The sequence below is a fragment of the Solibacillus merdavium genome, from assembly GCF_014836935.1.
Classification (GTDB): Bacteria; Bacillota; Bacilli; order Bacillales_A; family Planococcaceae; genus Solibacillus; species Solibacillus ferritrahens.
The window spans coordinates 119,492-138,031 of the sequence record NZ_JACSPW010000004.1; the positions used below are offsets into that span (position 1 = coordinate 119,492).

The following is an 18,540-nucleotide window of genomic DNA, read 5'->3' on the forward strand; positions in this document are numbered from 1 at the left end:
TCTCTCTGTCAATCATTTTCAAGAAATTCTAAGGCAGCTCGTCCTAGTACTTTTGCGGCAATCAGCATCGCTCTTTCATCAAAATCAAATTTGGCATGATGATGTGGATAAACGGTTTCCCACAGCGGATCTTTGGCCCCAGTAAAGAAAAATGTGCCTGGAATATGCTGCATATAATAGCCATAATCCTCACCAATCATAAATGGCGGACACTCTGTAACCTTTTCTACTCCACTTGTTTGCTCCGCTACTTTTGCTATAAACTTTGTTTGTTCTTCATGGTTAACAACAGGTGGGTACCCATCGAAATATTGATAACTATATGTAGCGTGCATCCCTAAACAAGTTGCTTTTAACAATAATTCAATTTCTTCTTTTATTTGCTTACGAACCTGTTCATCTAGAGCACGTACTGTCCCTTGTATTTTCACTGTATCGGCGATGACATTAAACGGATTGATCGCTTCAAACTGACCAATTGTCACAACCCCCGATTGAAGCGGTGCGATACGACGGGAAGTAATAGTCTGTACTTGAGTGACAAAGTGGGCTCCCACTACTATTGCATCCACTGAATGCTGTGGCTCTGCGCCATGTCCTCCCTTACCTTGAATCACAATTTCAAACCGGTCTGCCGCTGCCATAATTGCCCCATCTTTTACAAGCACTTCGCCTAGGGGGGTTGGCGCCCATAAATGCGTCCCAAAAATAACATCTACATCGTTTAGACACCCATCTTCAATCATGGCCAATGCACCACCTGGAGCAATTTCCTCTGCATGCTGATGAATAAAAACGATGTTACCCGACAATTGCTCTCGCATGCCCACCAAGACTTTTGCTAAAACGAGCAACGTTGCCGTATGACCATCATGACCACATGCATGCATTACACCGTCGTTTTTAGACTTATAGGGCAAATCATTTAATTCCTGAATAGCCAATGCATCAAAATCCGCACGTAAAGCTACCGTTTTTCCTGGTCTTGCACCTCTTAGTGTGGCTACAACTCCACGTCCCCCTACATACTCGCGCACTTCTAATCCAAGCTCACGGTGAAAATCCGCAATATATGCAGGTGTATGTACTTCTTCATGCGATACTTCAGGATGCTCATGTAAATAGCGACGTATAATCACCATTTCTTCAAAATGATCTTCTAGCTTTAATAATAATTGGTCCATTTTCCTTACCCCTTTACTAGCCTACTTTATAACTATACAATAAATTCAAACAATTTAGATAAAAGTTTTATTTTTCCTATTAAAATAATAAAAAAAGCATATACTTCTATTTTTAGGAGTATACGCCTTCTATTTTTCTATGCCTTTTTTACTACTGACATTATAACCATTATCCAACCAATTAAAAATAGGACACCACCGATAGGAGTAATTGCCCCCAGTATGCCGATTCCTGTTAAAGCTAATACCATTAGACTACCTGCAAAAATGACGATTCCTGCATTAAAACAGATCATTGCTATTTTCAGTTGCTTTACTTCACCTAAAATAGCGTTTGACATTAAAATTCCGACTAATATTAGTGCTGCTGCATGAAACATTTGATATTGTATAGCCGTATCCCATATTCCCGTACTGTAGTCATCCAGCATATCTTCCAATGCATGTGCTGCGAATGCGCCTAATGCGACTGCTAAAAAACCATGAATTGCACCTGATATAATTGAGCCTTTCATTTTCTTACCTCTTTCTTTTATCTATTCAATAATTCTCTATTTTAATAACGATTAAAAATCAAAAAGTGAATCCCCATTTGCATCCTCTTCCTCGAGCTTTTGCGCCGGAATTGCAATAGGCTGTGTATATACCGGTGAGGAAACAGTTGTACTGACAAGGTTTGCAGCTGGGAGCTTTGTGGAGTTTATTTTTTCGTCCAATACGACATCACATAATGCACGAATAGCCGTGAGCTTTTCACGAGCCAGTTGCTCCGTTGTTGCATGAGTAGCTTCTGCGGTTAACTTTTCAATTTGTTTGATGATTGTTTCATACGTGATCATCTCCCATTGTCCCCTCCTCTATTTTTCGGCACAAACTTTAAGCAATCCATTCCTGATGACTGTTTTACAACGAGAGATGGTAGCTGCTTAGTTTTAAAACCATAAGCCGTGCACCCGCGCGGATTATTTTGATCCCATGTCACACGGAAAAAATGACATTTAAAGCAATCAACTTTCATTTGCCGCTCCCTCTCTTTCTATCATTACTTTACCATGCTTCACAGTAAAAGTTTAGATTGTTTAGAACCACTTTCATCTAAACACCAATTGATGGGCTTTTCACCTATCGAAAGAAGTGCTTCATTTGTTTTTGAGTAGGGTCTGCTTCCAAAAAATCCGCGATGGGCGCTTAATGGGCTTGGATGAGGTGCCTGGAGAATAATATGCTTATCGGAAATTCGTTCAATTAATATCCGTTTACTTTGCGCCGGCTTTCCCCATAATAAAAAGACGATTGGTTGAACACGCTCTGCAAGTTTTTCGATAACTGCATCAGTAAACTGTTCCCATCCTTGTCCTTTATGAGAATTCGCTTTTCCTGCCTGTACAGTTAATACCGTATTCAACAATAAAACACCTTGCTTTGCCCAAGATGTTAAGTCTCCATGCCCAGGTATTTCACAGCCCAAGTCCTGCTGTAACTCTTTCATCATATTCCTTAAGCTTGGTGGCATTTTTTGTCCCTGCTCGACCGAAAAGCTGAGTCCATGCGCCTGATTGGGACCGTGATATGGATCTTGTCCTAATATGACTACTTTTACCGAATCATAATCCGTCAACAAAAGGGCATTTAAAATATGTTCCTTTTTTGGGTAAACAGTACCCATTTCATACTGCGTTTCTAAAAAGCTTTGCAAGTTTTTATAATAAGACTGCTGCGCTTGTGTCGCCAAAATTGCTTTCCAACTATTTGTTAATTGTTCAATCATAATTTCACCTCATCTCAAACGGTATTGAAATTCATAGAGAAGTTCAAGTAATTTCTTCTGACCTTAAAGTTTTTTCTTTTTCTGGCTATTTTTATATAGTCAGATAAGCGCTATACTAAAGACAATTATTATTCGAATATTCATTTTAAGGAGATTTGCTTTATGACACTTAAAAAAACTTTAACAATTGCAGGGTCTGATACTTCTGCAGGTGCAGGAATGCAGGCAGATTTGAAAGCTTTCCAGGAACATGGTACTTACGGAATGGTCGCATTAACAGTAGTCGTAACAATGGATCCTAAAACTTGGAGCCATACTGTGACACCATTGCCGACAGACCTTTTGCAAAAACAAATCGATACAGCCCTTTCTACAGGAGTAGATGCGATTAAAACAGGGATGCTTTCTACAGAAGAGATTATACAAATGGCTTCACAGGCCATTCAATCTTCAGGAACGAATAAAGTAGTCATCGATCCGGTAATGGTATGTAAAGGCGATGACGAAGTATTAAATCCTGGCAATACAACAGCTATGGTTAATTATTTATTACCTCATGCTACAGTTGTTACACCTAACCTTTTTGAAGCAGGTCAATTAGCAGGGACAGGTACACCCAAATCAATTGAGGAAATGCAAGCAGCTGCACTGAAAATATATGAGCTTGGGGCAAAAAATGTTGTCATTAAAGGTGGAAAAGCTTTAGTGCATGATAAAGCCGTTGATTTATTCTATAACGGGAAAGACTTCAAATTACTTGAATCCGAAAAAGTCACTTCAACTTATAATCATGGAGCAGGCTGTACATTTGCAGCGAGTATTTGCGCCAACTTAGCAAATGGTCTTTCTGTTGAAGAATCCGTAATAGAAGCGAAGGAATTCGTTTCGGCTGCAATTAAACATGGTTGGGCTTTAAATGCTCATGTTGGACCAGTTATGCATGGTGCTAAACCTCGTTTCGGTGCACCTGCAGTAACGGTTTCGACGATCCCAAACTACATTAATGCATAAAATATACTAAGTCGCACAAGAATTCGCTTATTGTGTGACTTTTTCTTTTCATACTTCGTAAAATTTGACTATACTATTAGTAGATAGATTCGAAAGGAGTTAATAAGAGTGATGAAGGAAGTAAATACTAACGAGCTCCAGGAATTACTTAATTCTTTTGCGAACAAAGACGTTTTTATTCATCTAGAAACTACAAATGGCTCTTATGCAACACACTATAATGAAAACTTTTTCAATGCAGGGGCATTTATCCGTAACGTACAATTACGTTATGAATTAGGGAAAGTTGTAGGGGACGCCCCACACCGCGTTGGCTTAAAAATGCCACATGGTTGGGTTTATGCACAAGGAATTACACATTTTGAATTGGATGATCAAGGTCGCTTATTAATGGCTGGAATAGATAATACAGGAAAGCTAGCGATTGCGTTGGAAATTAGCGAATCGCCATTTGCTTATTAAGGAGGTTGCTTACATGACATTACAAGAAGAACGCCATGTTTTGGTCGTTTACCCTCACCCAGATGATGAAGCCTTTTCGGTTGCAGGTACATTACGCTTATATCACAATATGGGAGTTCCTGTTACATATGCTTGTTTAACATTAGGTGAAATGGGTCGTAATCTAGGAAATCCTCCGTTCGCCACTCGCGAATCATTGCCGGAAATACGTAGAAAAGAACTGATTGCTGCTTGTGAGGCGATGGGTATAGAAGATCTACGTATGATGGGTTTACGTGATAAGACGGTAGAATTTGAAGATGATGAAAAGATGATCAAACTAGTAACCGATTTAATTGTGGAACTTAATCCTTCTTTAATTTTCACATTTTTACCTGGATTTGCAGTGCATCCCGACCATGAAGCAACTGGTCGTGCAGTAGTAGAAGCCGTTCGTCGGATTGATAAGAAATATCGCCCCCGTATTTTAGCCTGTGCTTTTGCCAATGATACAGTCGAGAAAAATGGAGAGCCTGATGTAACAATTGATATTAGCTCTGTCAAAGAAGACAAATTAAAGGCGCTAAAAGCCCATATTTCGCAAACTGGCTGGATGTTGCAGGAAACAGCAAAACGTGTCGACGAAGGTGAAGTTTTATCGGACAGCTGGTTAAATACCGAAAAATTTTACAATGTTGTGTTTAACGATTGATTCTCTTTATAATACAATCAAGAATAATATAGAGACTACAACAAAAAACTCGTAATAAAAAGCGTCGCAAATTTTGGTTTGCGACGCTTTTTTTATGTCTATCTGAAATTGGAAATAGATTATACCTATTCTTCTACATAAGGAATAGTCAAAGGACCAATTGGTAATATTGCAGTAGAATAGTTTGGACCATATTTCCCCTTCAATTGCTCCAATAATACTTCAATATCTTCCACATAATTTAACATACTATTTTCAACTTGTTCTCGTGTTAATGTTGAATACAAATGTACGTCCGACCATACTTGAATAACAGCTTGTTTTTGAACTTGCCATTGATCAAACTTTTTAAAGTTTTCATCATTAATCATATCAAGCAATTCTTGTGGAGTTTTTCTCATTTGTAGTATTTCCGCATAATTTCCGTGGTTAGGTAAACCATCTATGCATTCTGCAGCACAAATAATCGTACCGCCTTCTTTTACAATTTTTTGCGCGGCACTCATCCCTTTTACCGCTTGATATAAATTTTGGTCTAATGGATATCCAGAATTTGAAGTAATCACTACATCAAATCGATCTTCGCATTTTACCATCGTATGTTCTTTTACATATGCACAGCCTAAATCATGTGCTTCAATTAATTCCCCTGCAAATACATTTGTAATTTTCTTTTCGCGATTTAATGTAACGTTTAACATGAAATGTGGTTTACACATACCATTAATTTCACGTGTCATATCTTGCAGTGGATTATCAATCATATTTCCCCATGTAGCTAAAGGATGTCCAATCATTTTTGCATTGTGAAATGTCATAATTGTTTCAATTCCAGCAATACCAGGCATAATTCCTTTTGGTCCTCCAGAAAATCCAGCAAAAAAGTGTGGCTCAATAAAGCCTGTTACGATTCTAAAATCAGCTTCAACATACTCCGAATTCAACCAAACATCACAACCAAATCTACTTGTTCCAACTTTCGTTTGAGTTGATTTATCATGACAACTATTATTGATAATCCTAATGTTTTTGACAATATCTTCGCCCAACATTTGAATAAATTCTTCTTCCGTTTGATCACGATGTGTTCCCGTACCATTTATAATAACAAAATTCTCTTTTGGTACATGGGGCAGTGCATTAATAATCGCAGGAACTATTTTCTCATTTGGTGTAGGACGAGTAATATCACTTATAACGATTGCAACTTTATCTGTTTCTTTTACGATTTCATGTATCGGTGAAGTACCAATAGGGTTTAATAGCGCTTCGTTCAATGCCCCCATCTCATCCTCTACCCCATTAATGCTTTTTGGTTCCAAAACGACAGAATGGTCAGGTACATTAATTTTTAATTCTCCTTTACCATACAATAAAGATACTTCCATTGTATTTCCCCCTCTATGCATTCACTTGTGGAAGCTTGTTTTGTGTTTGAATTTTTTCAATTGCTTTTACAAGTGGAATAATGATTATTAATTGAATTAGAATTCCTGGTAAAGCTATTATGAATGCGGCTTGAATAAACATTTGTAAACCAAAATCGAAATTTGAGAATCCGTATAAAATAGCTCCTGCAACTCCGAATACTATTCTCCCTATTAACAGCGAAGCTAAAAGGCTAATATATGGATTTAATTTCATGTTTTTATATGTGTAACCAGCTACAAAACCATAAGTAGCCAACTCAAACATCATACTAAGACCTACAGGAAAAATAATTGGCATTCCAGAAATCAAAAAGGCAATAAATGGAGTAAGTATTCCTGCAAGTAAACCATATTTTTTTCCACATATAAAACCACACAGTAAAATAGGGATATGCATCGGTAATAAAATAGCTCCTGGAGTACCGAGTGGTAAAACCTTAACAATTTGCGCCAAAACGATGGCTATTGCAATAAACAATGACGTATATACTAAATACCGTGCTTTCAATTGCTTCACTCTCCAATTCGGTTTAAATATTCAAAATACCTGTCCTCTAAAGGAATCCATTCTTGAATATACTTTTCTACTATTTGAGGTGTATTTCTCTTTTTAAGCCTTGTCATTTGTTCTGACTTTGTAATTTCTAAAACTAACGCATAATCTATATATTTTTGAAGTGTTGGGTGTAATGCATATACACCTTCTAATAGCAAAACTTTGCTTTGCTGTCCTTGTTTTTCTTCATAAGTTTTTGTTTGACAATTAAACGCTCTATAATGAGAAAATTCTCGGTTTTTAAAAGGAATGCAAATCTCTTCCTCCACTCTTCTATAATCTACATTTCCCCCTATTTCAGCTAGCCTTTCTGGTGTTTTCATATTCATTGGTAAGAAGAAATGATCCATCGGTATCATAACTATATTAAATTTTTCTTTTAATTTTTGAGACAAAGTTGTTTTCCCACTTGTTGCTGGACCATCTATCGCTATAATAACCGGTTCATCTTTTTCTAGTGATTGCTGAATTATAAATTCTATATCCTTTATTTTCTCCATTAGTACACCCTCCAAGCTTTTTGTAAAGACATAATATTTTGTATTTTTCGAATATTACTATTATACTTTACCAATATACCAACTAAAATAAAATTTAACAGGAATTAATAGTCCGACTAATTTATGAGGTGCAAATATGTTAACAAAGGTTTTAGCTGAAGCTATCGTTAATGAAACTTCAAAAGTACTTTCGTTAAATGTTAATATAATGGATCTGGAAGGAATTATAATCGCTTCTAAAAATCCTTCTAGAATTTCTCAATTTCATGAAGGTGCTATAATGGTCTTTAAAAAGAAAAAAGTAATTAAGATATTTAAAGAAGATACAAAAAAATATCAAGGTACACAGGAAGGTATTAATATTCCAATCGAATTTAACGACGAAATTGTTGGTGCAATCGGAATAACAGGTGACCCTAATGAAATCGAGGAAATTTCTAATATAGTCAAAATGCTCGCTGAATTATTATTAAAGCAAGCGCATTTAACTTCTGCAAATGAGTTTAAAAATATTCAACAATCCTTAATTATTGAGGAGCTAATGCAACCTTCTATTAATATCGTAAATTTAAAACGTCTTCTTTTTAATTTGGATATCTCTGTAGAGAAAAAATATTTAATTACGGTTGTTGAAACTAATAATCATTTTGAAACAAATACAAAAGATTATTTTATTTTCATGAATGATTTAGTTACTCGAGCAACATTACATAAAAAAATGTCCATTAGTCGATATCTATTAGTCTTCGATCTTTTGGTTCAACCAATGGGAACAGTAATCAACGATTTCAAAAATTTTATCAATCTTAGTAAAAACGTTAAAATTGTTTATACTGCCCCTATAGATAATATTACAAATTTAAAATCAGCTTATGAAGAATGTGAATTGCTATTAAACTTAAATATAGAAAATAATATTATTAATTACCAAAACCATCAAATAGAAGGCATGCTCGCACAAATCCCTTTAAATGCTGCAAAAAAATTTTTAAATAACTCAAATTATCGATTTATCCTTGATAATGAAGAAATGCTTTCCACTTTTATAAAATCAAATTTAAATGTTAATATCGCAGCTAAAGCATTATTCATCCATCCAAATACATTAAAGTATCGTTTAAATAAAATTCAAAAAGAAACTCTTCTTAATCCTCGCAATATTAACGATATTATTACGATCAAATTTATTTTATGGCTAAACCAATTTTCTTTGCAGCGAAATAGTATGTGATTAAAATAGGAAATGGCTGTAGCATATATGATGATACAGCCTTATAGCTATAGCTTTATTTCGTTACACTTTATCTAAACCTGGATACTCCTCTGTCCCGATAATGCCTCTCTTCCTTTGATACCTATCTACTAAAATTACTGCTAATGGACACAGAATAGATGTAGTAATAGTTGAAATCGAAATTTGTGCAGTTGCGATAGGCACTATAGCTTCAATTTTCGCATATTCAGCTGCACTCATTGCTCCTGAAGATACTGCGACAGCTGCTGCAGCTAAAATGGCTGCTGGAGTTGCTGCTGCATTACCTGCAGTTGAGGCTTCTGCAAATGGTGCAATAAAACTTTTTTCTTTGAACAGCTTAAATACTAAGACACCTGTAACTGAAGTAACAACGAATGTTAAAATTGCTAATACTAATCCGCCTGCAAGCACCTCTGGATTCAAGAAATTTGATAGGTTCATACCGGCACCTAATGAAAAGGCGAAGAACGGTATTAAAATTGATTCTCCTGGTTTTAAAAATTCGCGAATTTTTGGATCCAAATTCCCTAAAAGCATACCTATACCAATTGGTAATAAAACGGCGATAAATGAAATTACCGGGAATGCTGTACCTAAAAGACCTAACGAAACTAAAGTTAGAAACGGGCCATCATTAATTGCTAAAATAGATAAGCCCCCTACATCAGAGCGATTACCATATTGTCCAGTTAAAGCTGCGTACATACCACTATTACTATTTGTCATACCTGCAATAAGGGCTAACGTGGAAAGCCCCAAAATACCTGTCCATGGGTCAAACATAATTCCAAATAACATTCCTACTCCAAGACCACCAAAATATTTAGTTCCAGTTAAAAGAACGCCCTTTTTTAAGGATCTCCCACCAACTTTTAAATTCATTTGACTACCTACGATGAATAAGAATAATGCGATAAGTACTAATGCGCTATCTTTAAATAAGTATTGCGAAAATCCACCAATTCTTAAAAATTCATAGTAGCCGTCACTTGTCGGTGCAGTACCTAAAGCTTTTAAAATATTCATTACAAACGGAATATGCAATTGATCAATTGTATTTAATGTAGCCCCTAATAATAGTGGTATCACCATCATCCCACCAGGTACTTTTTCAATCGTATCCTTGATATTCAATATAAAAACCCCCTATTAATTTTTAATTTCGTTGTAAAAAAATGTCCTAACGACTTGCTCAGACGTTGAAACCAATAATTCCCCTGCTTTTAAGATAGCTTCTTCTAAATTCATTGGATGATTTATGATGCTATTTACACTTACAACACCATGCTCATATAAACTTTCAAACCCTTTACCTATGGATCCAGCTATTATAATTGTCGGTACATTTTTTAATTTTGCCCTTTGCGCTACTCCAAGCGGTGTTTTTCCATATACTGTTTGGCTATCAACTTTTCCTTCACCAGTAATGACTAAATGTGCATCATTTAAATATTCATTTAATTTAATAAAATCTAAAACGACATCCACACCTCTTTGAAATTCCACGGGGAAAAATGCTTGAAATGCTCCTCCAATTCCTCCTGCTGCACCTGCCCCTGCTTTTTCATGAAGTGTAATACTTGTAGTTGCCTCAATCATATTTGCCCAATGCACTAAATTTTCATCTAGAATTATGACTTCTTCTTTTGAGGCTCCTTTTTGAGGTCCGAAAACATGAGAGGCCCCAGTAGGACCAATTAAAGGGTTTTGGACATCTGAAGCAATCAAAAACTTACACTCTTTAATTCGTCGATCGAAATGAGATAAATTAATGTGGTGAATATTATTTAATTCACCCCCTCCAAATTTTATTTCCTCCCCCTTTTGATTTTGCAGTTTCATTCCTAATGCCTGTAACATGCCAGCTCCACCATCATTAGTTGCCGAACCCCCCAACCCAATAACAAATGACTTATATCCTTCATCTAATGCATGCTTTATAAGTTCTCCCGTTCCATAAGTTGTTGTAGTTAAGGGAGATAATTGACCATTTGGGACTAGATGTAACCCAGAAGCGGTTGCCATTTCAATTACGCATGTTATTCCATCACCTAACACTCCGTAAGTTGCATTTACTTTATTTCCTAATGGCCCTGTCACGGATATACATTTTTTTGTACCTCCAGTCGCCGCAACCAAAGTATCCATAGTACCTTCTCCACCATCACCAACTGGAAGCTTAATGGTTTTTACATCTCTAAAAGCCTGTCTAATTCCCATTTCTATGTAATTTGATACCTCAACGGCACTTAGGCTCCCCTTAAAGGAGTCCGGCGCTATAATAATGTTCATTATTACCCTCCTGTTTTGTAAACGCTTCCAACTAACTGAATTATAAGATTATTATTTTGTTACTTCTATATTAATAGTGACAAAAAAATTGCTTTTTTAGAGTAGAATTTTATTACATTTAACAAAATTTATTATTTAACTTCCATTAAGTACTAAAATAAAACAGCCAATAATACTCTTTTAGTTTGTTATCCTATAAATCCATGTTGAGGTATTATAAGTGTAAATATTTTTACATAGGGTAAAGATTAATCACCTCCCCACATCATACATTTCTGAAAATTTAATCTTTATGCAAAACAGTAGACAAATGAATATTCAAGATTTATAGTGTATAAATATTCAACTAATAAATTAAAGAGGTTATATATATGACAAAGAAATTTTCTTTTAACACGTGGTTTCTTTTTATAGCGTTTTCTGTGCTCGGTGTATTTATTTTTATTACTCCAATTGGAACAGAAGATGGTATAAAAGTGCCGATTGCTATTCTTGCTAATTTTTTGGCAGGTAAAGTTGAACCGTTTATTCATTGGTTCGCATTTATTGTGTTTGTAATTGCTGCTGTAGGTTCTGTAGCAATAAAATTCATACCACAAAAAAGTTCTCATTCTTTAGCGGATTCTTTATTCCGTGTTAATTGGTTTTGGACAGTTATGCGTGTGCTTGCGGTTGTTTTCGCAAGTATGTATATTTTCCAAATCGGTCCGGAAAGTTTAACAAGTGATGTAACAACAGGTGTGCTACTCGATCCTGCTGCCGGCCTTGTAACATTCATGTTTGTATTATTCCTATTTGCCGGGCTATTACTGCCATTATTAACTGACTTCGGTTTACTTGAATTTTTCGGGTCAATGATGGTGAAGATTATGCGTCCCCTATTCAAAATTCCTGGTCGTTCTGCAATAGACTGTTTGGCTTCATGGGTTGGTGATGGGACAATTGGTGTCTTACTAACAAGCAAGCAATATGAGGAAAAAAATTATACAGGTCGGGAAGCAGCAACAATCGCGACAACATTTTCTGTCGTTTCCATTACATTCTGTTTAGTCGTTGTTGAAACAATTGGCATTGGGGATTACTTCCTTGAGTTTTATGCTTCTGTTATCATTTGTGGATTAATTTTGGCGTTCATTATGCCGCGTATTTACCCGCTAAAGCAAAAGGCGGATACGTTAATTGACGGTAATGAAGTCCCTGCTAATCGTGAAGATGTACAAGAAGGCTTCAATGTATTTTCTTATGGCTTACACAATGCGTTGAATAAAGCGAATTCAAATCGCAACTTAGGTAAAATGGTGAAAAACGGTTTTGTGAATGTATTGGAAATGTGGTTTGCGGTAACGCCTATTATTATGGCATTCGCAACAATCGCATTAGTATTGGCCGAATTTACAAGCTTCTTCCGTATTTTAGGAATGCCATTTGAGCCGATTTTAGCGCTGCTTCAAATTCCTGAAGCTGGTGAAGCCGCTCAAACGATGATTGTAGGTTTTGCTGATATGCTATTGCCTTCAATTTTAGGGGCAGGCATTGAATCGGAAATGACACGTTTCTTCATTGCTACGGTATCTGTTACGCAATTGATTTACATGTCGGAAGTCGGTGGATTAATATTAGGTACGAAGCTCCCATTAAAGCTTTGGGATTTATTCATTATCTTCCTAATCCGTACAATTATTTCAATTCCAATTATTGCTGCAATCGCTCATTTACTATTCTAAATCGAACAAAAATAAAGGGCTGCCGAAAAATCAGATTTCCCTCTGACTTTTCGGGCAGCCCTTTATATATTTATTTTGTGCTAGTGAATCCACCGTCAATACGGATGACTTCCCCATTAATATATTCTGCTTTTGATGTTAATAGGAAAGTTACAAGCTCTGCCACTTCCTCTGGTGTTCCTAAGCGTTTTTGTGGAATTCCACTTGTTGCATTTTCCTTCATTTGCGGGTTTGCTTCGAAAAATGTTTTAACCATCGGTGTTTCAGTTGGTCCCGGTGCAATCGCATTGACACGTAATCCATCTTTTGCGTATTCTGCTACCATACTTTTCGTTAAGCCAATGATCCCGTGTTTCGTTGCTGAGTATGTGACAACGGAATCTTGTCCAATAACACCCGCACTTGAGGCTGTATTCACGATTGCCCCTCCACCATTTTTTAACATAACTTCTGCTACATAACGTACCCCATACAATGCACCTAGTAAATTAATGCCGACTATCTGTTCAATTTCTTCGATTGTTGTATCTAAATAATATTTTCCGCTTCCTGAAATCCCTGCATTATTGAAGAAGTAATCGACAGAACCGAATTTCTCCATTGTTTCGTCTACATATTTCTTTACTTCCTCTGCTTTTGAAACATCTGCTTTAATAAAAATAGCATCGACGCCATGTGCTTTTACTTTTTCGACTGTTTCATTACCGCCTTTTTCACTTACATCCACTACTGCAATATTTATACCTTCCTGGGCCATACGGATAGCTGTCGATTGACCTAATCCGCTTCCCCCACCTGTAATGATAGCTGTTTTAGTCATATTTAATTCCTCCTAGATATGTTCTTGGAACTTGTAAATAATTGATGTACTACAACCAAATTTCCACTGCCATAACATTGTATTTTTTACCCCTTCACTTCTTTGCATAAACAAAAAAGCAACAGATGCAGGCTCTGACAATTCTTCATAAGGCTGTCCGTTTCCCAAAAAATCTATGCAATTTTTGGATGGAATAGGAATGGATTAAGTTACTCTCTCCAATAAAACGCTTTCATTATGAATAATTTAAGAACTTTCTAAATTTACTGACTTTTCATGTCTCTTAAGCGTAAATTTATGATAGAATGATGTAATCTTTAAACTGATTACGGAGGTTACATGAAAATGGAAGTTGCTCAACCTAAAACAATTGCAGTTGAAAATGTATTGATTGCCCACCATTTTTTAAAAGATGTCGTCGTGCATACCCCACTGCAGTTAAATGAATATTTATCCGAAAAGTATGGTGCAAAAATTTATTTTAAGCGTGAAGACCTACAGCATGTTCGGTCCTTTAAATTACGCGGTGCCTATTATAAAATCAAGAAAATCGAAAATGAGGCACGTGCTGCAGGTGTCGTCTGTGCAAGTGCTGGGAATCATGCACAAGGTGTCGCCTATGCCTGTGCAAAGCTTGAAATTAAAGCAACCATTTTCATGCCAAAAACAACGCCAAAACAAAAAATTGATCAAGTTCGTATGTTTGGCCGGAACTTTGTAGAAATTGTGTTAGCCGGTGATACATTCGATGACTCGGCGGAAAGCGCAGTAGCCTATTGTGAAGTAGAAAACCGCATCTTCATCCATCCATTTGATGATATTGACGTCATGGCTGGTCAAGGAACTGTGGCAGTAGAGATTATGAATGATATCGAAGAGCCGATTGACTATATTTTCGGTAGCATTGGTGGCGGCGGTTTAATGTCCGGAGTATCCGCATACATTAAAAACTTATCCCCTACGAGTAAAATTATTGGAGTTGAGCCTGCAGGTGCAGCAAGTATGAAGTCTGCATTTGAGAACAAGGAGCCCGTTTCTCTCGACTGGATTGATAAATTTGTCGATGGTGCTGCTGTTAAATGTGTCGGGCAGGAAACGTATGAAGTATGTAGGCATTATTTGGACGATATTATTACTGTACCAGAAGGAAAAGTTTGTACAACAATTTTAGACTTATATAATAAGCATGCAATTATTGCAGAACCAGCTGGAGCTTTATCGGTTGCAGCTCTTGATTTTTATGCGGAGCAAATTCGGGGGAAATCTGTTGTTGTCATTATTTCCGGCGGGAATAATGATATCGGACGAATGCAGGAAATTAAGGAACGCTCGCTTATTTACGAAGGGCTTCTCCATTATTTCATCGTCAGCTTCCCGCAACGTTCTGGTGCGCTAAGACAATTTTTGGCTGAGGTGCTCGGACCGAATGATGATATTACGACATTTGAATATACGAAGAAAAACAATAAAGAGAGTGGTCCGGCATTAGTCGGTATTGAACTTGCCCACCCTGATGATCGCGCCGGTTTAATCGAGCGTATGCTGGCCAATGGTTTTGAATATAAAGAGGTCAATAAAGACAGTACATTGTTTGCACTGCTTGTGTAGCACCTGGCTAAAACCTTCTTCATTTCATCTATATAAAAAATCCCGACAGTCATTCAATGATTGTCGGGATTTTAATTTAGCCTAATAGGGCGCGATCTGAATTCATTTTTTCTCCGCGGATATGCTCGAATTCGGACATTAAATCCGGAATAGTTAATGCTGGTTTTCGATTTTCTCCAACTTCTAAGATAATCTGCCCTTTATCCATCATAATTAGGCGGTTGCCTAAATCCAACGCCTGCTGCATATTGTGGGTAACCATCAGCGTTGTCAGCTTACTTTCTTCCACCAGTTTTTTAGTCAGCTTTGTAATAAGCTCCGCACGTGATGGGTCAAGTGCAGCTGTATGTTCATCGAGCAACAATATCGAAGGCTTTGTAAAAGTCGCCATTAATAGACTTAATGCTTGGCGTTCACCACCTGATAATAGGCCCACCTTTGCATTTAAACGGTTTTCCAAATTTAGATGCAACTTTTCCAAGGAAGCTTTGAAAAACTCACGGCGTTTTTTATCTACACCGAACCGTAGTGTCCGTTTGGCATTACGTGAATAGGCAATCGCCAAATTTTCTTCAATCGTCATCGTAGGTGCTGTACCAGCCATTGGATCCTGAAAAACACGGCCGATATGTACCGCACGCTTATATTCCGGTAAACGTGTTAAATCATTGCCATTAATAATGACGGACCCAAAGTCAGGTGTTAAGGCACCGGAAATCATATTCATCATTGTCGATTTCCCTGCACCATTACTTCCGATTATTGTGACAAAATCGCCAGGTGCTAAATTTAAATTAATATTATCCAATGCAATTTTTTCATCGGGTGTTCCTTCGTTAAATACTTTATTAATTCCATCCAATTTAAGCAAGGCCATTCCCTCCCTGCTCTACTTTCAATTTCGCCTTTTGTAGTGCCATACGTTCTTCCAAACGCTTTGCCTTACGCTTCTTTTCTTTATACTTGCTAACGATTTGTGGGATAACTAACGCTAAAATAACAATAAACGCTGTAATTAGTTTCATGTCGCCTGAATCTAACCATTTTACACGCAATGCTAATGCGTAAATCATTCGGTAAATTATTGCCCCGGCAATAACAGCAAATGTGACACGAACAATCGACTTTGTTCCGAAAATTGCTTCACCGATAATAACAGATGCTAGACCGACAACAATCATCCCGATACCTAATCCAACATCCGCAAATTTTGTATATTGCGCAATTAATGCCCCGGATAATGCAACCATACCGTTTGAAATACCTAATCCTAAAATAACTAATGAATCTGTGTTTGCCGAAAAGCTGCGAATCATTCGTTTATTGTCCCCTGTTGCACGGATTGCCAAGCCGACTTCCGTTTTTAAGAACCAGTCAACGATAAGTTTAATAATAAACGTAACGACAATCATTAAGGCTAAAATTCCCCAAGTCGTGGGCACCGTTGCAAGACCCATTGACTTTAATGCATTTGAGATTACTGAATCAATGCCTAGCCCCGACCAAAAATTACCGAATGTCGAAAAGATTGTTTCTGAATTTAATAGTGGAATATTTGGTCTCGTTACACCAGTATCGGAACTTAATCCCATAATACGAAGATTGATGGAATAAAGAGCGATCATCATTAAAATCCCTGCAAGCAGCGGATTAATTTTCCCTTTAGTGTGTAAAATTCCTGTCATACATCCAGCAATAAATCCAGCAACTGTTGCGACCAATGTTGCGAGTATAGGATTATAGCCAAGTACAATCATCATTGCTGCAGTACCTGCACCCGTTACAAAGCTTCCATCAACCGTTAAATCCGGAAAATCCAACACCCGGAATGTTAAATAAACACCAAGTGCCATAATTGCATAGATGATTCCTTGCTCTACCGACCCAAACAAAGCTGTAAACATTCTGAATCATCTCCTACTATAGTTTTTTCCATTACACCATGGCGAGCGTAAGAACACTCGCGACCACTAAAAAGAGGTTAAACGTTAATTCGCGCTGGGATCCCCTCAGACAACCAGCCTTGACCTCATTACGATGACATTAGGCTGATCTTCCTTTTGGATACAAGCGCGAATATTTATTCCTGGCTATTGTTTACCAGCTTTCAAATTATTGAACTTCTGCTTCCCATTCAGGTTTAACTTCCAACCCTAAATTTTCTGCAGTCGCTTTATTAATGACTAATTTTAAGTTCGCTGGATATGCTGCCGGAATTTCGGAAGGAGATTTCCCTTCCAGTAAAATTTGAGCTGCCATTTGCCCCGCTTCATAACCGATATCATAGTAATTGAAACCGTATGCTGCCAATCCGCCACGTGCTACAGAATCCAACTCACCAACAATTAATGGTAGTTTATTTGCATTTGCCACATCGATAACTGATTCTAATGCATTTACAACTGTGTTATCTGTAATGATGTAATACGCTTCTACTTTACCTAATAATGATTCTGTTGCTTGTTTTACTTCCGCTGATGTTGAAGCAGATGCTTCTACAATTGTAATACCTTCTTTTGCTGCTAATTCTTTAGCAGTTGAAATTTGGGCTACAGAATTTTGCTCCCCTGCGTTATACACCATCCCTACATTTTTCACACCTAGTTCTTTTAAGAATGCCATTGTTTTCGGCATTGTTTCTGGGTGTAAATCAATTGTTCCGGTAACATTTGACCCTGGAGTTGCCATTGATTCGATTAATTCCGCACCTACCGCATCTGTTACCGATGTGAAAATGATTGGAATATCTGCAGTTGCACCTTTTGCCGCCTGTGCAGATGGTGTCGAGTTCGCAAAAATTAAGTCTACATTATCACTTACTAATTGTTGTGCAATTGTCATGTTTGCACTGTTATCTCCATTAGCTGATTTATCCACATACTCTGCTTTAATCCCTGCATCTTCAATCGCCTTTTTGAATCCTTCTTTTGCCGCATCTAATGATGGATGCTCTACGATTTGCGTTGTTCCAATTTTAAATGTTTTTGCTTCATCAGCTTGTGCAGTCTCTTTTGTTCTGTCACTTGCTGTAGCATTAATAGCAGTATCTTTCTCTTCTCCACCGCATGCTGCTAATAGTAAAAGAAGCCCAAATACTAAAAAGGAAAGCTTCGTTAATTTACGTGTCATCTATTTATCCCCCCATTATTCTCTGTCACTTTAAAGCGACGAACTTCATTTGGATGAAGTGTGAATTAAAATTATATTACCTCTTCATTTTCAGATAGTCAATAAGATTT

General features: G+C 37.0%; 20 protein-coding genes. 6 read left to right on the forward strand and 14 right to left on the reverse strand.

From position 1 onward, the window contains the following. Positions 1-8: 8 nt before the first annotated feature. The 5 genes from H9632_RS06205 to H9632_RS06220 all read right to left on the reverse strand — a co-directional run bounded on the left by H9632_RS06205 (position 9) and on the right by H9632_RS06220 (position 2,952). On the reverse strand, positions 9-1,184 hold the full coding sequence (locus H9632_RS06205; RefSeq protein WP_191703250.1) for an amidohydrolase: 1,176 nt from the start codon (positions 1,182-1,184) through the stop codon (positions 9-11). 137 nt (positions 1,185-1,321) lie between these two features. Next, entirely contained in the window at positions 1,322-1,699 is a 378-nt protein-coding gene (locus H9632_RS06210; protein WP_191703251.1) for a DUF423 domain-containing protein, read from the reverse strand. 51 nt (positions 1,700-1,750) lie between these two features. Continuing rightward, positions 1,751-2,023, reverse strand: coding sequence for a YwdI family protein (locus tag H9632_RS06215; RefSeq protein ID WP_191703252.1), 273 nt, complete (start codon positions 2,021-2,023; stop codon positions 1,751-1,753). Continuing rightward, the gene (locus H9632_RS18805; protein ID WP_225223709.1) at positions 2,020-2,202 is read right to left on the reverse strand and encodes a uracil-DNA glycosylase; all 183 of its coding nucleotides are present in this window, start codon (positions 2,200-2,202) and stop codon (positions 2,020-2,022) included. Before H9632_RS18805 ends, H9632_RS06215 begins: the two co-directional genes overlap by 4 nt. Positions 2,203-2,241: 39 nt before the next feature. After that, on the reverse strand, positions 2,242-2,952 hold the full coding sequence (locus H9632_RS06220) for a uracil-DNA glycosylase (protein ID WP_191703253.1): 711 nt from the start codon (positions 2,950-2,952) through the stop codon (positions 2,242-2,244). Positions 2,953-3,114: 162 nt separating this feature from the next. Here H9632_RS06220 and thiD point away from each other — a divergent pair, with 162 nt between their 5' ends. The 3 genes from thiD to bshB2 all read left to right on the forward strand — a co-directional run bounded on the left by thiD (position 3,115) and on the right by bshB2 (position 5,116). After that, the gene (gene thiD / locus H9632_RS06225) at positions 3,115-3,963 is read left to right on the forward strand and encodes a bifunctional hydroxymethylpyrimidine kinase/phosphomethylpyrimidine kinase (protein WP_191703254.1); all 849 of its coding nucleotides are present in this window, start codon (positions 3,115-3,117) and stop codon (positions 3,961-3,963) included. Between the two features lie 111 nt (positions 3,964-4,074). Then, positions 4,075-4,425 (forward strand): YojF family protein, encoded by a 351-nt coding sequence (locus tag H9632_RS06230; RefSeq protein ID WP_191700754.1) that lies wholly within the window; start codon positions 4,075-4,077, stop codon positions 4,423-4,425. Positions 4,426-4,438: 13 nt separating this feature from the next. Then, the gene (gene bshB2, locus H9632_RS06235; protein WP_191703255.1) at positions 4,439-5,116 is read left to right on the forward strand and encodes a bacillithiol biosynthesis deacetylase BshB2; all 678 of its coding nucleotides are present in this window, start codon (positions 4,439-4,441) and stop codon (positions 5,114-5,116) included. Between the two features lie 125 nt (positions 5,117-5,241). On the opposite strand, the gene larA is transcribed toward bshB2, so the two are convergent. The 3 genes from larA to H9632_RS06250 are packed head-to-tail and all read right to left on the reverse strand — an operon-like array spanning position 5,242 to position 7,602. Beyond that, on the reverse strand, positions 5,242-6,504 hold the full coding sequence (gene larA / locus H9632_RS06240) for a nickel-dependent lactate racemase (RefSeq protein ID WP_191703256.1): 1,263 nt from the start codon (positions 6,502-6,504) through the stop codon (positions 5,242-5,244). 13 nt (positions 6,505-6,517) lie between these two features. After that, positions 6,518-7,063 carry an ECF transporter S component gene (locus H9632_RS06245; protein ID WP_318247679.1) on the reverse strand — a complete coding sequence of 182 codons (546 nt, stop codon included), beginning with the start codon at positions 7,061-7,063 and terminating at the stop codon, positions 6,518-6,520. Further along, positions 7,060-7,602 carry a nucleoside/nucleotide kinase family protein gene (locus tag H9632_RS06250; protein ID WP_191703258.1) on the reverse strand — a complete coding sequence of 181 codons (543 nt, stop codon included), beginning with the start codon at positions 7,600-7,602 and terminating at the stop codon, positions 7,060-7,062. The genes H9632_RS06245 and H9632_RS06250 overlap by 4 nt, the downstream gene beginning before the upstream one ends. Before the next feature lie 136 nt (positions 7,603-7,738). On the opposite strand from H9632_RS06250, the gene H9632_RS06255 reads away from it, so the two are divergent. Then, positions 7,739-8,833 carry a CdaR family transcriptional regulator gene (locus tag H9632_RS06255; protein ID WP_191703259.1) on the forward strand — a complete coding sequence of 365 codons (1,095 nt, stop codon included), beginning with the start codon at positions 7,739-7,741 and terminating at the stop codon, positions 8,831-8,833. 63 nt (positions 8,834-8,896) lie between these two features. Here the strand turns inward: H9632_RS06255 and H9632_RS06260 are convergent, their stop codons facing one another. Both H9632_RS06260 and H9632_RS06265 read right to left on the reverse strand, forming a co-directional pair. Next, complete coding sequence (locus H9632_RS06260) at positions 8,897-9,991, reverse strand: 2-keto-3-deoxygluconate permease (RefSeq protein ID WP_191703260.1); 1,095 nt, start codon at positions 9,989-9,991, stop codon at positions 8,897-8,899. A gap of 15 nt (positions 9,992-10,006) precedes the next feature. Further along, positions 10,007-11,149: a glycerate kinase gene (locus H9632_RS06265; RefSeq protein WP_191703261.1), complete on the reverse strand. Its 1,143-nt coding sequence runs from the start codon at positions 11,147-11,149 to the stop codon at positions 10,007-10,009. Between the two features lie 371 nt (positions 11,150-11,520). Here H9632_RS06265 and H9632_RS06270 point away from each other — a divergent pair, with 371 nt between their 5' ends. Continuing rightward, complete coding sequence (locus tag H9632_RS06270; RefSeq protein ID WP_191703262.1) at positions 11,521-12,873, forward strand: YjiH family protein; 1,353 nt, start codon at positions 11,521-11,523, stop codon at positions 12,871-12,873. A 70-nt stretch (positions 12,874-12,943) separates the two neighbouring features. Here the strand turns inward: H9632_RS06270 and H9632_RS06275 are convergent, their stop codons facing one another. Continuing rightward, a complete protein-coding gene (locus H9632_RS06275; protein ID WP_191703263.1) occupies positions 12,944-13,693 on the reverse strand; it encodes an SDR family NAD(P)-dependent oxidoreductase in 750 nt (249 codons plus the stop codon). 345 nt (positions 13,694-14,038) lie between these two features. Here H9632_RS06275 and ilvA point away from each other — a divergent pair, with 345 nt between their 5' ends. Continuing rightward, positions 14,039-15,301, forward strand: a complete 1,263-nt coding sequence (gene ilvA / locus H9632_RS06280; RefSeq protein ID WP_191703264.1) for a threonine ammonia-lyase IlvA — start codon at positions 14,039-14,041, stop codon at positions 15,299-15,301. A 76-nt stretch (positions 15,302-15,377) separates the two neighbouring features. On the opposite strand, the gene H9632_RS06285 is transcribed toward ilvA, so the two are convergent. The 3 genes from H9632_RS06285 to H9632_RS06295 form a co-directional block, all read right to left on the reverse strand. Further along, positions 15,378-16,172 carry an ABC transporter ATP-binding protein gene (locus H9632_RS06285; RefSeq protein WP_191703340.1) on the reverse strand — a complete coding sequence of 265 codons (795 nt, stop codon included), beginning with the start codon at positions 16,170-16,172 and terminating at the stop codon, positions 15,378-15,380. Then, positions 16,165-17,205, reverse strand: a complete 1,041-nt coding sequence (locus H9632_RS06290; RefSeq protein ID WP_191703265.1) for an ABC transporter permease — start codon at positions 17,203-17,205, stop codon at positions 16,165-16,167. The genes H9632_RS06285 and H9632_RS06290 overlap by 8 nt, the downstream gene beginning before the upstream one ends. Positions 17,206-17,413: 208 nt before the next feature. Further along, positions 17,414-18,430, reverse strand: a complete 1,017-nt coding sequence (locus H9632_RS06295; protein WP_191703266.1) for an ABC transporter substrate-binding protein — start codon at positions 18,428-18,430, stop codon at positions 17,414-17,416. Positions 18,431-18,540 lie beyond the last annotated feature (110 nt).